General features: G+C 53.8%; 13 protein-coding genes. 6 read left to right on the top strand and 7 right to left on the bottom strand.

Annotated elements, in window-relative coordinates:
- Window positions 1–181: 181 nt before the first annotated feature.
- Window positions 182–1216, top strand: coding sequence for a methylamine utilization protein MauJ (mauJ, locus tag BP727_RS03030; protein ID WP_013719086.1), 1035 nt, complete (start codon window positions 182–184; stop codon window positions 1214–1216).
- Window positions 1217–1276: 60 nt separating this feature from the next.
- Window positions 1277–2272 (top strand): hypothetical protein, encoded by a 996-nt coding sequence (locus BP727_RS03025; RefSeq protein ID WP_286857296.1) that lies wholly within the window; start codon window positions 1277–1279, stop codon window positions 2270–2272.
- A 376-nt stretch (window positions 2273–2648) separates the two neighbouring features.
- Here BP727_RS03025 and BP727_RS03020 read toward each other — a convergent pair whose 3' ends face one another.
- The 6 genes from BP727_RS03020 to iorA form a co-directional block, all read right to left on the bottom strand.
- Complete coding sequence (locus tag BP727_RS03020) at window positions 2649–3764, bottom strand: glycosyltransferase family 4 protein (protein ID WP_286857294.1); 1116 nt, start codon at window positions 3762–3764, stop codon at window positions 2649–2651.
- Window positions 3765–3767: 3 nt separating this feature from the next.
- Entirely contained in the window at window positions 3768–4892 is a 1125-nt protein-coding gene (locus BP727_RS03015; RefSeq protein ID WP_273277979.1) for a glycosyltransferase family 2 protein, read from the bottom strand.
- A 78-nt stretch (window positions 4893–4970) separates the two neighbouring features.
- Window positions 4971–5207 (bottom strand): dodecin family protein, encoded by a 237-nt coding sequence (locus BP727_RS03010; protein WP_273271468.1) that lies wholly within the window; start codon window positions 5205–5207, stop codon window positions 4971–4973.
- A 61-nt stretch (window positions 5208–5268) separates the two neighbouring features.
- Window positions 5269–5898 (bottom strand): HEAT repeat domain-containing protein, encoded by a 630-nt coding sequence (locus BP727_RS03005; RefSeq protein ID WP_286857292.1) that lies wholly within the window; start codon window positions 5896–5898, stop codon window positions 5269–5271.
- Between the two features lie 17 nt (window positions 5899–5915).
- Window positions 5916–6503: an indolepyruvate oxidoreductase subunit beta gene (locus BP727_RS03000; RefSeq protein ID WP_013719078.1), complete on the bottom strand. Its 588-nt coding sequence runs from the start codon at window positions 6501–6503 to the stop codon at window positions 5916–5918.
- A complete protein-coding gene (iorA, locus tag BP727_RS02995) occupies window positions 6500–8284 on the bottom strand; it encodes an indolepyruvate ferredoxin oxidoreductase subunit alpha (RefSeq protein ID WP_013719077.1) in 1785 nt (594 codons plus the stop codon). Before iorA ends, BP727_RS03000 begins: the two co-directional genes overlap by 4 nt.
- Window positions 8285–8431: 147 nt before the next feature.
- Here iorA and BP727_RS02990 point away from each other — a divergent pair, with 147 nt between their 5' ends.
- Both BP727_RS02990 and BP727_RS02985 read left to right on the top strand, forming a co-directional pair.
- Entirely contained in the window at window positions 8432–9478 is a 1047-nt protein-coding gene (locus BP727_RS02990; protein WP_013719076.1) for a radical SAM protein, read from the top strand.
- A gap of 38 nt (window positions 9479–9516) precedes the next feature.
- Window positions 9517–9819 (top strand): DUF2551 domain-containing protein, encoded by a 303-nt coding sequence (locus tag BP727_RS02985; protein ID WP_013719075.1) that lies wholly within the window; start codon window positions 9517–9519, stop codon window positions 9817–9819.
- Window positions 9820–9984: 165 nt separating this feature from the next.
- Here the strand turns inward: BP727_RS02985 and BP727_RS02980 are convergent, their stop codons facing one another.
- Complete coding sequence (locus BP727_RS02980; RefSeq protein ID WP_013719074.1) at window positions 9985–11487, bottom strand: B12-binding domain-containing radical SAM protein; 1503 nt, start codon at window positions 11485–11487, stop codon at window positions 9985–9987.
- Between the two features lie 89 nt (window positions 11488–11576).
- Between BP727_RS02980 and BP727_RS02975 the strand changes: the two genes are divergently transcribed.
- Window positions 11577–13079, top strand: a complete 1503-nt coding sequence (locus BP727_RS02975) for a homocysteine biosynthesis protein (RefSeq protein ID WP_048131975.1) — start codon at window positions 11577–11579, stop codon at window positions 13077–13079.
- Window positions 13080–13090: 11 nt separating this feature from the next.
- Window positions 13091–13468, top strand: a complete 378-nt coding sequence (locus tag BP727_RS02970) for a 4Fe-4S binding protein (protein WP_232844377.1) — start codon at window positions 13091–13093, stop codon at window positions 13466–13468.
- Window positions 13469–13756 lie beyond the last annotated feature (288 nt).

Here is a 13756-nt window from a genome sequence, read left to right as displayed (position 1 = left end):
AATGGACGGCAATGGATTTAACTCTTCGTAAAGAGAATTCCTATTCCGATGGTTTGTTCTGGAGACGGTGTTTATGCTAGATTTAGCGATAATGGGCACTGGTCGACAAAGAGGACCCGCAAACTACCTAAGTTTCAAATTACCAAAAAAAGTATAAATCAGCTAATTAAATTCTTGCTCCATGAAATATAGCCCTCTGGGTATAAAAGATCATTTTAAAAAAGTCGACGACAGAACAGTTGGGATTTCCGATCTGCCACTAAAATTTCAGGGCTCTACAGTTACTATCGATTTTGATGATGTTGGCACATATAAGGGACCCTTTGTTGTCAAATGTTTTTTGGCTTCCGAGTTCCTTATATATTTTAATGATACTGAACACCACGTTAACCCCTGGGAAGGTTTTTCCCATTTGCTTTTCCATGAGCATTGCGACCATCGATTAAATGAAATCTCGTTTGAGTATCGTTATCCTGATGTTAATGCCGATTTGCACCAGGCCACTGTAGAGTTGAAGAGCATAGAAGGCTTGCTTCGAAGCATCGTTATGACAATACCCGAAGATAATATAGATTCCGCTCTCGATATTGCTCATAAGACGTTTATTGGAATTCTTGATGCGATATGCCTCCGAAAAAGAATACCAATTCAAATACAACGTATAGAGGTTTTGACAAAAAAAGGGCGAATGCAGCGATCTTATACAACAATGCCATACATGCCAGTTGAGCTTGATGTGGATGACATAATTACTGTCAATTACATTCCGCAAGTATTGCGTCCTTGTCTAACGCTTTATAGAGAAGCAATTAACTCATGCAATCCATACTATAGATTATTATGTCTTTTTAGAATAAGCGAGCGTTTAAGAGAAATACAAAATGAAAACGTGATGAAATTGAAGCAAGATTTAAGCTTCAAAAGGCCATCCATTACGATACCGGATAATGATCTTACTAGAATATTTTTCAAAAGGTTTATTGGCAAAAGCTTAAATAATTTTCTAGAGAACCACGTAAAGACCGAATATAGAAATAATATATCGCATTTGGGCTTAAGGAAGGGCAGCTTTGACGCATATGGAAATATGAAATTACCTCCCGCAGATAACAAGATTAATAGCTCAGTTGAAGCAACCAATGCAGTCCTTATAGATGCCATTAATGTGGCTATCAAAGAAGAAATCACCATAATGAAAAAATATAATCTAGCGTAAAAGAACGAGAGGATCGATCAATTAATCTTTCTCCAGAACTGTCACCGGAGCCTATGTATTTTGGCTGCCGTTCCCGAGGGGATGTCGCAGCAGGAGAGCTCGCAAGTCGTCAATCTGATGATCGATGTGAGCGGATCCGCAACTCCTACAGAGGAGCAATCGGCAGACGACAGGGACAATATCGCCAACGTGTACAACTCGATGATCAAGGATAAAATACCATCAACCATGTTCTTGACCCAGGACGTTTCCGCATCCAGTCTGGTTTTGTATCTAACCCAGCTGGGCCTTTATGGGAATATCGAGTTTGGCATGGCGGGAAATCATTCGGATGAAAAATTGAGCACAATGCCATATAAGGAACAGCGGGCAATACTTGAGAGCTCCTATAGTTATGCGAGTGCGGCTCATGTATGCGGCAAGAACGAAAAGCCCATTCGGGGATACAAGCCGTTGTCCTTTGATCAGAACGAGGACACCTACAAGGCACTGGACGATCTGGGCATCGAGTATAATGCCGGCTTCCAGGCAGGGATCATTTATGCTCCCGGCCATGAGGACGATGTCTGGCCCTATCCGGTTGAAGGCCACGATTTCTATGCTGTGCCAACAAGCAGCTATACGGTATCTGACGGTTTGATGCCTCTTCAGGACAGCTACTTTAGGGATATGGGTCTGGGGGCCGATGAGTGGTATGATGCTCTTGCCGCCAAGTTCAATGAGATCAAGGGCCAGGACGAGCCCCTGGTGATAAGCCTGACCACATCCATATCGGGAAACGGTGATTATCTGGATGCCCTGAAGAGGTTCATCGAGTTGGCCAAATCGGAGAATGCCGCATTTGTCAACACCACGCAGCTCGTGGACATGACCCGAGCAGGAGTGGATACTGTCTCGGCAATACCTGCCAGGACCAGCGATTCAGCCACGTGCACTGAGTGCGAAGAGAAGAAGAGCGCCGGGATTGATGACGATATGAATATTGGCAATGCGAGCGCCAGCAACGAGACGATCACAATATTTGTGGATATGTATAATTCAACCTCATCGAGCTGATCTGGGAGATGAGGATTGGATTTCATATCAAATTTTACATTTTTTTGCATTAGGGATAAATCGATTTTGGCTCCTCTCGCTATTTGGCATGGGTGAACTTTGAATCGGAAAAACTCTATGTCTTTTGTGCCTTGGTGGTGAACCGCTATGCTTTGACCCAACCACAGAGGCGCAGAGGAACAGAGACGATAACCGCGGCCGTGCCTGACTCACATAATTCAGCGAAGAGCCATTAACCACAAAGCTCACAAAGGACACAAAGCCCGCACAAAAGGTTTTTCGGGCTATCAAGAATTGGACTAACCTTTGCGAGTCCTTTGTGATCTTTGTGCTCTTTGTGGTTAAAATCCGTTATTTGTAATCCAATCAAACCGACCTACTCCACCTCATAGATCTTTTCTGCCAGATCGCAGATCCTCTCCCAGTCGTAGCCCTGCGCCAGCTTCAGGCAGGGCCCACGCATCCTCGGGCTCTCTTGAAGTGCCAAAAGGAGGCCTTCTGCCAGATCCTCGGGCGCGGGCGGGCAGATAAATCCGGTATTTTCTGTGACCAGATCCATCACCGCATTCATCCTGTGCTCGACAGTCACCACCGGCAGGCCGCAAGCATTGGCATCCAGGGCGGCCATGCCGAATCCCTCTCTGGTGGAGGGTGAGGCGAAGGCCCGGGAGGACTTCATCAGGGCCAAAGCATCATCATAGTTCTCCAGAAATCCGCAGAACTCGATATTTTTCTCCAGCCCCAATTTCCCTGTCAGCGATCTCAGCCTCTCCATCTCCGGCCCGTCGCCAATGATCGCTGCCCGCACATCCGGGATCTCTGACTTCATTATGCTCACCGCCTGAATTAGGAGGTGGATGTTCTTATGAGCGGCCAGCCTTCCGGCAAAAACGATATCAAAACTCTTTGGGGAGGGCGCTATCCCCTCGATCTTCTGCCAGTCGATGCCGTTTGGCACCACCTGTACCCCTCTTGCCCCCAGGCTCTCCAGATCCCTGGCCGTCCTCTTCGATACTGCCAGATTGCGATCGGTCAGCCGGGCAGCGATCAATTCAGTGATCCTGCCAATTTCTCCCTTCCTTCCCAGGTACTCATGCCAGTAATCTTTCCAGACCTCATGCCAGGTGATAAAGAGCTTCTGGTTCTTCTTCCTCCAACTGCTCAAGAGACGAGCGGAAAAGCAGGACAGATAAGGAAAATTCTGGCAGTCGACCGCCGCCTCCTTTGAGGGGTGAGAAAGCAGCCTGGCGGCAAAGTAGGCTGCCTCTCCAATCGATCTCTTTCCATTGACATAAAGGGGCCTGGGCTCGCATATGCCATGAAAGCGAACGCCCTCTCTTTCGATCTCGTCCTCTCCCTGCCACCATTTCATGCCGTAGCAGTGGACGACATGCCCGCGCGCCGCCAGCCTTCGGGAGAGCTCATAGATCCTCTTCTCCGCCCCCCCTTTGACCCAGGGATAGACGGCATCGTACACATAAGCGATCTCCACCTATTATTCGCCATCCTGGTGCCCATTGTAAAGCAATAGCAGGCTGATGAACATCCCGGAGAAGATGGTCTGAATTCCAAGAATGGTGAGTATCATGGCCACCATAGCGTTCTGGGCGGCATCCAATGCACCAAAGCCCGCCCCTCTCCACCTCATGAGGACCACGAGGCCAATGACAATTCCCGCTGCCAGCAGAGCCAGCCCTATTAAGAGCTCTTTTTCCAGGGAATGGTAGCTGATCAGCTTCTTCATTCCGCTCGACTTGGAAAGGCCCCAGGCAGCGCCAAAAGCTCTGAAATGCATCCCGGCAAGAAGCATCTGATAGCCGATGATCAGCAGCAGTCCCCCCAGGATCAAGGAATGCATCCTCGAGCCACCCTCGATGTAAACCACCACTGCCAGGATCAGGCCGAGGAGGAGTGCTACCAGGCCCGGGACGAGCAGAAAGGGCCCTGGCCGGTAGAGCATCATGAATCGCATATGCCTCCAGCCATCGGTGAACGAGTTCAGCTTGGAGTCTCCCTGTCGAGGATAATAAGTAATGGGAACCTCAGCGATCCTCAAGCCGCGGGAGGCGGCCTCGATCACCATCTCCGAGGCGAACTCCATTCCCCCGGACCTGAGGTTCAGCTTATAGAGGGCATCCCTGGTTATGCCACGCAGACCGCAATGAGCGTCGGAGATTCCGGCGGAGAAGAGCCGGTTCAAAACCCAGGTCAAAATAGGATTTCCTACATAACGATGAAGGGCGGGCATCGCTCCTGGGATGATCCTGCCTTTGAGCCTCGATCCCATGACCAGGTCATACTCGCCGCTCTCCAGGCAGGGAAGCATATCCAAAATGGTCTCGGGGTCGTAGGTGAGGTCCCCGTCCATGAGAAATATATAGTCCCCTCCAGCCTCCTGGAAACCCAATAGGTATGCATTGCCATACCCCAGCCTCTGGGGGAATACGACCTTCGCCCCGCAGGAGGCAGCGATATCCGCCGTCTGGTCGGTGGAACTGTCCGCAACGATTATCTCTCCCTCAAGGCCCGCCTTCTCGAAGGCCTCCAGAGCCCTATGGATACATTGGCGTATGGTTTGGGATTCGTTTCTGGTGGGTATGATCAGGCTTATCCGGGGCACATTTTCCCTTACTTTAGTTTAGCTGTTAAGCCTTTCCTTTTATAGATCATCTCCCGGAATCCGGGGATTACTTTGAGCTCAGAGCGTCTCGGGCTCGACCTCATGCTTAAAGGAGAGGGTCACCCTTACCCTGTACTCCATTATCCCTCCCTCTGTAAGCCTGGTGTCCATCCTCGTGACCTCGGCAATTCTCACGTTGGTCAGTTTTCGGTTCGCAGTATTGATTGCAGATTGGACAGCGTCCTCCCAGCTTTCATTTGAGGTTCCCACGAGATCGATAAAATTGTACACGCTCTTGCCTATTGGGGCTTCCATAACATATTCTATGCTCTTATGATTGATATATTTTGTCTGAAAAGAAAAAAGATTCGCAGATCTATTCTGCCTTCTTCTCTTCGCTCTTCTCTGCCTCTTTGTCCCCTGTTTCGGGTGAATCTTCGGGCGGCTGAGCCACAGGAGGCTGAGCCTCTGGCTTCTTGGGTCCCCTGCCCATGGCGATCAAAGAAGCCTTTGCCTGGATCCTGGCCAGGGGATAGTCGTCCTTGGCCACCTTCTCTAAAGCAGCCACCGCCCGGTTCTCCTTCAGCTCACCGATCACCCAGGCCGCTCCCGCACGCACATCCTTGTCTGCATCTTCCAGGGCCTCGATCATGCGATCGGATACCTGCTTTCCATATCCGGCAATGGCCACCATGGCATTGCTCTTTACCAGATACTCCTCGTCTTTGAGGGCCTCAATTAAAGCCTCCAGGGACTCAGATATATCCCGTTTAGAGAGGAGCATGATGGCGTTGGAGCGCACAAGCATATGCTTGTCCTTGGTGGCGGCGATCAGCTTCTCTATGGACCAGCTCATGTCGGGGAGGACGGCAGGCATGGAGGGCTCTGTCGCTCCGCAGGTTGGGCAGGCCTCTTCCCTCATGCTCCGGGTGATTACAGGCTCTGCCTTCTCCTCAGTTTTGTTTTCTTCTGGCTTGTTCTCAACCATTTTTTTCTCTTCTTCCATAGACTGGTCTATCTCCCCTATTCTACTTCAGCTTTTCCCAATGCAAATGCCCTCTTATTTGCCTCCAGATGCTTTGGCGGCACAACCTCAACCAGGGCTTGGATGATATGCTCCTCTGAGAGGGGAATATACTGGGAAAGGGCGCCGAGCATCACCACGTTCATGGCCTGAGCGGTTCCTGCCTTCCGCGCCAGGGCGGTGGCATCCAGGGCCAGGACCCTCTGGCATTGGCCACAAAGCGGCTCTATCAGATCATCTAAAGAGGGATACCGGGCTCTTCCGGTGGTGACAGTTACCGGCAGGACCGGCTGGTTGCTGATCAGGGCCACCCCATCTGGGGAGAGGAAATGGCCAAATCGCAGGGCCTCAGCTGGCTCCAGGGCGATCAAGAGATCGGCGCTGCCCGGAGCGACCAAGGGGCTGAAGCGGCATCCTATTCGGGTGTGATTGATCACGCTCCCCCCTCTCTGGGCCATGCCGTGGGTCTCCGCGCCTCGCACCGGCTTTCCCGCCAGGACTCCTGCCCTGCCGATCACGTCTGATATCAATATCACTCCCTGGCCGCCGACGCCGACGATCACCATATCGCATTCTGAGGTTCTCATATCTCCACCTCCAAAATGGCAGAGCTGGGGCAGATCTGGGCGCAGATCCCGCAGCCGGTGCATAGATTGTTGATCTTTGCCATCTCTCCCTCAAACTCAATGGCCGGGCAGCCGTACTCCACACAGATCCTGCATCCCTGACACTCATCGCTCACCTTGAAGGCCCGTGGCCGTGTCCCGCTTCGGCGGGCCTTGATCACGCAGGGCTGTCTGGCGATGACTACCGATAGGCCGGGAAAATCCTTAGCCCTCTGGAATCCCTCCATCGTCCCCTCAAGGTCGTAGGGATCAACGGTCTCGACCAGCCCTGCCCCCAAAGCCCTGGCCAGCTCCTCCAGCGAGACCTGGGCCGTGGGCTCGCCGGTGGCAGTGACCCCGGTTCCCGGATGAGGCTGATGGCCGGTCATGGCGGTGGTGGAGTTGTCCAGAATTGTCACTGTGATCCTGGCCTTATTGTAGGCGGCATTCAATAGGCCGGTCATGCCTCCATGCAGGAAGGTGGAGTCTCCGAGGCTTGCGCAGATCCCCTCCGTCTCACCGCCGAATCTTATGCCGCTGGCGAGGCTGATGCTCGCCCCCATGCACAGACAGGTATCAACCGTCCCCATGCCCACTGCCATGGTATAGCAGCCTATGTCGCTGGGATAGATCGCCTTCTTGCCATAGACCCGTCTCATGGCATAGTAGGTGGCACGGTGGCTGCAGCCTGGACATAAAGCCGGAGGCCGGGGTGGGACTATCTCCGCTGCTGCAAAGGATGCTCTCTCCATAATACCCAGGCCGTTCATCCTGGCCAGGGCATTTCTCACCGTAATAAGGTCCAGTTCTCCCTCGCGAGGGATCTCCTTTTCCTTGCCCAGGATCTGTATGGAGGGATTTATCTTCCCTGCCAGCATCGCCACCTGTTCTTCGACCACCGGCTCCAGCTCTTCTATCACCAGCACCCTCGAGACATGCTCGAGCATGCGGCATATCAGCTTCTTTGGGGCGGGATAGGCTCCAATCCTGAGCAGAGTGTGGTCAAGGTCCAGATCCGTCAGGGCCTCTTCGGCATACAGACCGGCAATCCCCGAGGCTATCACTCCCGTCTCCCCCCGGAGGGTTAGCCTGTTCCAGGGGCACCCCTCCAGCTCCTCTTCTATTGCTGGCTGCTTGGCCAAAAGCTCGTGGTGGAGCGGCCGGGCATGGCTTGGCAGGGCCACCCGTCGCGCAGGATTCTTGACGAAACGGCGCTCGACTGGAATTGGTCGATCCTGGCTCACCTCCACATCCGCCCGGGCATGAGAGACGCGGGTGGTGGGCCGGAGCATTACCGGGATGTTGAATTTCTCCGACAGCTCCAGGCCATAGATCGCCATATCCCGGGCCTCCTGGGGGTCGGCAGGATCCAGACAGGGAATGGAGGCGAACTGGGCGAAGCGTCGTGAGTCCTGCTCATTCTGGGATGAATGGCAGAAGGGATCATCGGCACAGATCACCAGCAGCCCTGCTCCTACCCCCAGGTAGGCCAGGGTCATGAAGGGGTCGGCGGCCACGTTCAGGCCCACATGCTTCATGGTGGCCACGGAGCGGCAGCCGGTCCAAGAGGCACCTGCCGCCACCTCCAGCGCCACCTTCTCGTTCACAGACCATTCTATATGTAGGGGCAGATCGCCTTTCAGCTCCACCAGGCCCTCAATGATCTCTGAGGAGGGAGTTCCCGGGTAGCCGGCGGCAAGTCCGATCCCCGCCTCCAGCAGTCCTTTGGCGATAGCTGCATTTCCGAGGAGATATTCTCTCACAAAGAACCATCCTTTTAAATATATTTTAATTATATTCTTTCTTTGAAAGGATCAATGCCCTTCTCTCTGATAACCGTTTTGATGCCGCTGCCCCTGTGCTCAGCCGATTCCACAAAATTGATAATCCAACCCACCTTTCCTGCAATCATGCTCCAGTGGCAATCCGATTCTGTGGGATCGATCTACAACTACCTCTCCCCTGGCTGCCAGATCTGTCGGCAGGGGGCGGGCCTGGTCCTCTTCGTCACTGGCCGGTGCGAACGGGGCTGCTTTTACTGCCCAATCTCCGAGGATCGAAGGGGAAAGGATGTGGCATATGCCGATGAGCAGCCGGTGGGAGAGCTGGCTGATATCCTGAGCGAGGGCAGGGCCATCGGCGCCCTGGGCACGGGGATCACGGGAGGAGAGCCCCTCTTAAGGCTGGACTATGTCTTGGATTGCATCCGGGCATTGAAGGAGGAGTTCGGAAGCGAGCACCATATCCACCTCTACACCGGCATTCTGCCCAACAGATCTGTCCTGAAGAGGCTGGTAAGAGCCGGCCTGGATGAGATCCGCTTCCATCCGCCTGATGAGGAATGGTCTGATCCAGTCGGACTAAAGGAGGTCCTGGAGGAGGCAAAGGCATTGGGATTGCAGGCTGGGGTGGAGATCCCGGCATATAAGCCAGCGCCCCAGATCGTTCATGCCGTCCGAGAAGCAGATGCCTTTCTGAACCTAAATGAGCTTGAGTTCTCAGAGACCAACTTCTCTCGTCTAATGGAAGAGGGTTTTTTGCCCCTGGACCTGGGCTGCGGTGCAGAAGGCAGCGAAGAGATGGCCCGAGGCTATCTATTGGATGACATCAAGGTGCATTACTGTCCCTCCCGCTTCAAGGATGCTGTGCAGCTGAGAGAGAGACTGCGACGCCGGGCGGAGAGGACATCCCGGCCGCTGGACTACATCACAGAAGAGGGAACCATAATCCACGGCATAATTGAGGGTAAGGAGGGTGATCTAAAGTCAGCGCTGGGGATCATCGATGGGCTGGAGGTGCCTGCTGAAATGTACTCCTGCCTGGAAGGAAGGATCGAGATCGCCGCCTGGATTCTGGAGGAGATATGCCCGGATCTAGAGGGCTGCAAATGCGATCTTTGTATAATTGAGAGGTATCCTCTGCAGGATGGACCGGTCGTGGAGAGAATACCTTTATAATCCTTAAATCCATTCTTTCGAGGCGGTGATTTTGCCGGATGGAGAGCGCGGAAGAACGAATCCAGGAAAGACTGAGGAATTATCTTAAGCGAGATGGCGTGGGAATCCGGAAGGCGGTCTTGAAGCTTTTCCTAAGCGATGGTGCCTATACCACGGAGGACGTCTTCACCTATCTCGCGAAGGAGGGCTTTGACGTCAGCTACCGAGGGGTTTCGGCGATGGTCGGGCTCATGAACACTCGCCTGGGCATTTTGAGCATTGATGTCTCTGGGGATCACAACGTTTACTCCCTAAAGGGGGACCACAAAGGAGTGGTGAGGTCTGTTTTGGAGAATTATTGATCTAATATCTCTGAATCCGGATGCGCGCTCGGCAATTCCGACATGTCAATGGCAAAATATTTGTGTTTGCATAAGAATACCTCTAGTACTATAATGATAGCGTGACGCTGGTGCTAGAACGTCTCTTCCGCTTCTCAGCTCCATATGCCACCGCTAGGCAGGGGCTCAGTTGGGCGGCTCGCCTCTTTTCATTCTCTTCAGATATTTATTAAGTGCGACGTCTGCGATCAAGTTCACTCCGGTCAAGGCAGCGTGAACCAGTGGTCCTGCAGTCATCCTCTCTTTGTATAGCTGGTGCAGCTTCTTCAAATGCTTTAGGTTGTACTCAAGACACAGACCTACCAGATGCCAGTGCTCGGGCAAGGCATCGGCCTTTGAAAAGCCCCTTGTGCCGCCCAGTTTCGTCTCGGCGATGGTGGTGAAAAAGAGGGGGAGCATTAGGCCGGTGTAATCTTTCAGAGACTCCACCAGCTCCGTGGTCCGGATGACATCCTCTGCCGTCTCTCCAGGCAGGCCCAAAACCAGGCTGGCCACGGGAAGCCAGGATTCCTCGTCGAAGAGGCGGTAGCAGTCCTCTACGATCTGGGGCCAGTTCTCCGTCTCTCCAGGAAGCGCCTTTTGGGGCATATGCATCTTCAGGATGCGGCAGCTCCCCGTCTCTATCCCTATCCAGGCAGACATGTGGTTCTGATCCGAGCCTATGCCCACGATCTTGGAGATCTCTCTTAATAGACCCTGGTTGGAGTGGACCGAGGCCAGGCTGAGATGGGAGAAGTCCATCGTCTTCGGCCCCAGCTTCTTGACTTCGGTCACGAGCTCAGTCATCTTCTTTTCATTCGGCCTTGTGCCTTTGGAGCCATAGGAGAAGACGTCCTCGCTGTGGAGGATGATATCCTCTTGGCCGCATTCCAGGTTCACCCGCACGTCTTTAAGAATATTTTCAATAGGCCTGTGGCGCACAGAGCGCATGGTGGGCGAGCAGAAGGCGCATCCTCTCCAGCAGCCCCTGCCGATCTCCACAATTCCGCCAATGGTCGCTCCTCTGTTTACCGGTATCTTATCCCCAGGCACCGCCGATCCCCGCAACACCTCCGGAACGTTCTCTCCTCTTATGATCTGCCGGCAGATCTCGGGAAAATCGCTCTCGCCCTCTCCCAGGTAGATGTGGTCGACATCCACCTTCTCCCCCATGACCTCCCAGGCGCCGTTTCCACCCAGGACTACTCGTGGCCGGTGCTCTCTTATCAGGGGGTGACTTAAAAGCTCGATGAACCGAGAGCGGTTGAAGGGCGGGCCGCGGCGGATGATATCCTCTATTTCCCGGAGGGCGATCTTTCCCATGGGGTCATCATGGGTTATCCCCACGATCCTGGTCTCCGGTCCGATGGCCCGGTCAAGGTGAAGGGGATGGGCCACCATCACCTCATCCCTGGAGAATCCGGACTCCAGGAGTGCCGCTTCCACCTTTCTCATGCCGCAGGGGGCAGTTGCCGCCGATCCGTCCTCCAACGCCGGCACTGGCGGGCAGAAGAAGTTCTGGAAGATCCAATCGGGCAGGGTTGCCCTGGGCATGATGGCAGCAAAGCCGAGCATCACCCCTCCATGATAGCTGCTCATCATGGTGGTATCGCTGGTGAGGACGATTCTCTTCCCTGGAAATTGCGCCATATATCGACCTCTGATTCTCTTTTGGCAGATAACGTTATTGGCAGTGCTAGCCCAATAAGTTTTTATCGGATCGCCCCCCCTTTGCCGATGTGCAAGAGAAGTCGTTATCGGAGATCAACGAACGCATTCGCAACGGCTCGGCCCGCGTTGTTACGGCTGAGGAGATGCCAGATCTCGTGGATGAGCTGGGCACGGCGGGAGCGGTGCGTGAGGTGGATGTCGTCACCACTGGTACCTTCGGCGCCATGTGCTCTTCCGGGGTTTTTCTCAATTTGGGCCATAGCGATCCTCCCATAAAGATCGCCCGCGCCTATCTGAACAGGGTGGAGGCCTATGGGGGCATCGCCGCCGTCGACCTCTTCTTAGGAGCGACCCAGCCCTCTGAGGACCGGGGGATCGAGTATGGCGGGGCGCATGTTATGGAGGACCTGGTAATTGGAAAGCAGATTGAGGTCGAGGCTCATGGATCTCCCTCGGACTGCTACCCTCAGATGGATCTGGAGACCAGCCTCAGGCTGGAGGACTTCAACCAGGCCACAGTGGTCAATCCCCGCAATGCCTATCAGCGTTACAATGCCGCTACCAACTCCTCCGACCGGACGATGCACACCTACATGGGCACCCTCCTTCCGGGTCTTGGCAATGTCCATTACAGCGGTGCAGGGGTGCTCTCTCCCCTCTCCAACGATCCGGGCTTCGAATACATCGGGGTAGGTACGCGCATCTTCCTGGCGGGGGCTCAGGGCTATGTCATAGGCGCGGGAACCCAGCATAATCCTGAGAATGGCTTCTCCACTCTGATGGTCACCGGCGACCTTAAGAGGATGAACAACAGCTTCCTGCGGGCAGCAACATTTCATAAATATGGCCCCAGCCTTTACCTGGGGATAGGAATTCCCATACCGATGTTAAATGAGAGGCTCGCCAAGAGCACTGCCGTGCGGGACAGCGATATCACCGTCCCGGTGCAGGACTATGGCATCCAGCGCAGGGATAAGCCCTCGGTGAGGATGGTCAGCTATGAGGAGCTGAAGTCGGGCACGATCGACCTGGGGGGCAAAGAGGTCTCCTGCTCTCCTCTATCCAGCTTCCAGATGGCAAGAGAGGTTGCCCGGACATTAAAGGAGCAGGTGGAGCGGGGCGAGTTCCTGCTCAGCCAGGCAGCAGAACCCCTATCCCGGGTGGGAAGCAGCCGGCCCATGAAGCAGACCAAGGAGTCGCCCAATGTGGGAGATGTCATGAGCAGGGATGTGGTTACCGTCTTTGAGGATATCCCGGTGGAGAAGGCGGCAAAGCTGATCATCAGCGGCAGCTTCGACCATCTGCCGGTGGTCTCCCGGGATGGAAGGCTGATCGGCATTATAACTGCCTGGGATATATCCAAAGCGGTGGCCAGCGGAAAACCATCCCGCATAGCGGAGATCATGACCCGTCGGGTCCATTCGGTCCGCTTGGATGAGCCAATTGAGCTCGCTGCCCGCACCCTGGATACTCATAGCATCTCTGCCCTGCCGGTGGTGGACAGAGAGCATAAGGTGATAGGAATGATTACCAGCAATCATCTCTCTCGCCTCTTGGCCCGGAGGCGATAGCCTTGAAGCTGATGCTTCATGTGGCTCCGGGCATTGTCCGCCATCCCCTCATCGCCTCAGTGATTCTGGAGACTGAGGCTCTGGTTAACATCGAGAGGGCGAGCATCAATGCAGTGAGCGGCGAGATAGTCCTGGAGGTTCCGCCTGAGAAGGTCCAGGAGGTAATGGAGGCCTTTGAGAGGCGGGGAGTAAGGGTGGTTCCTCTGGAGATCCCGGTGATCAGGGATGAGTCCGAATGCGTGAACTGCGGGGCATGCGTATCAATATGTCCCACCGGAACGTTTCGCTTTGAGGATTGGCGGGTGGTCGCCGACTCGGGAAAGTGCATTCAATGCGGAGCCTGCGTTGTGGGCTGTCCGCAGAGGGCCCTAAAGCTGGTCTTGAAGTAGCTCCCCCAACGGGAGCCGAGCTTTTTTGTCTTTTGTTTTATATGTTAATTCCAATATTAATATTAAGGTGCACACATTTTTTGATTAACATTATGAAGAAATAGAAGAATTTATATGGTCGAACAGTATATAGTGGTGTGGTATGTCGGCCGAAGAATTTTAAAACGATTGTGGGGATGATATAATATGTTATTTGATGCCGATCTCATGGCAGGTGATAATGCAGCCTTCCTTAAGCATAAAGGGGTATTCAGACATGCTGCAGTCCTCAAATCGAATAAATATCCT

Source organism: Methanosaeta sp. UBA356 (assembly GCF_002496465.1).
In the GTDB taxonomy this organism is placed as follows: domain Archaea; phylum Halobacteriota; class Methanosarcinia; order Methanotrichales; family Methanotrichaceae; genus Methanothrix; species Methanothrix soehngenii.
The sequence above is the reverse complement of the archived record's forward strand: the minus strand, read 5'-3'. Positions and strand labels throughout refer to the sequence as shown.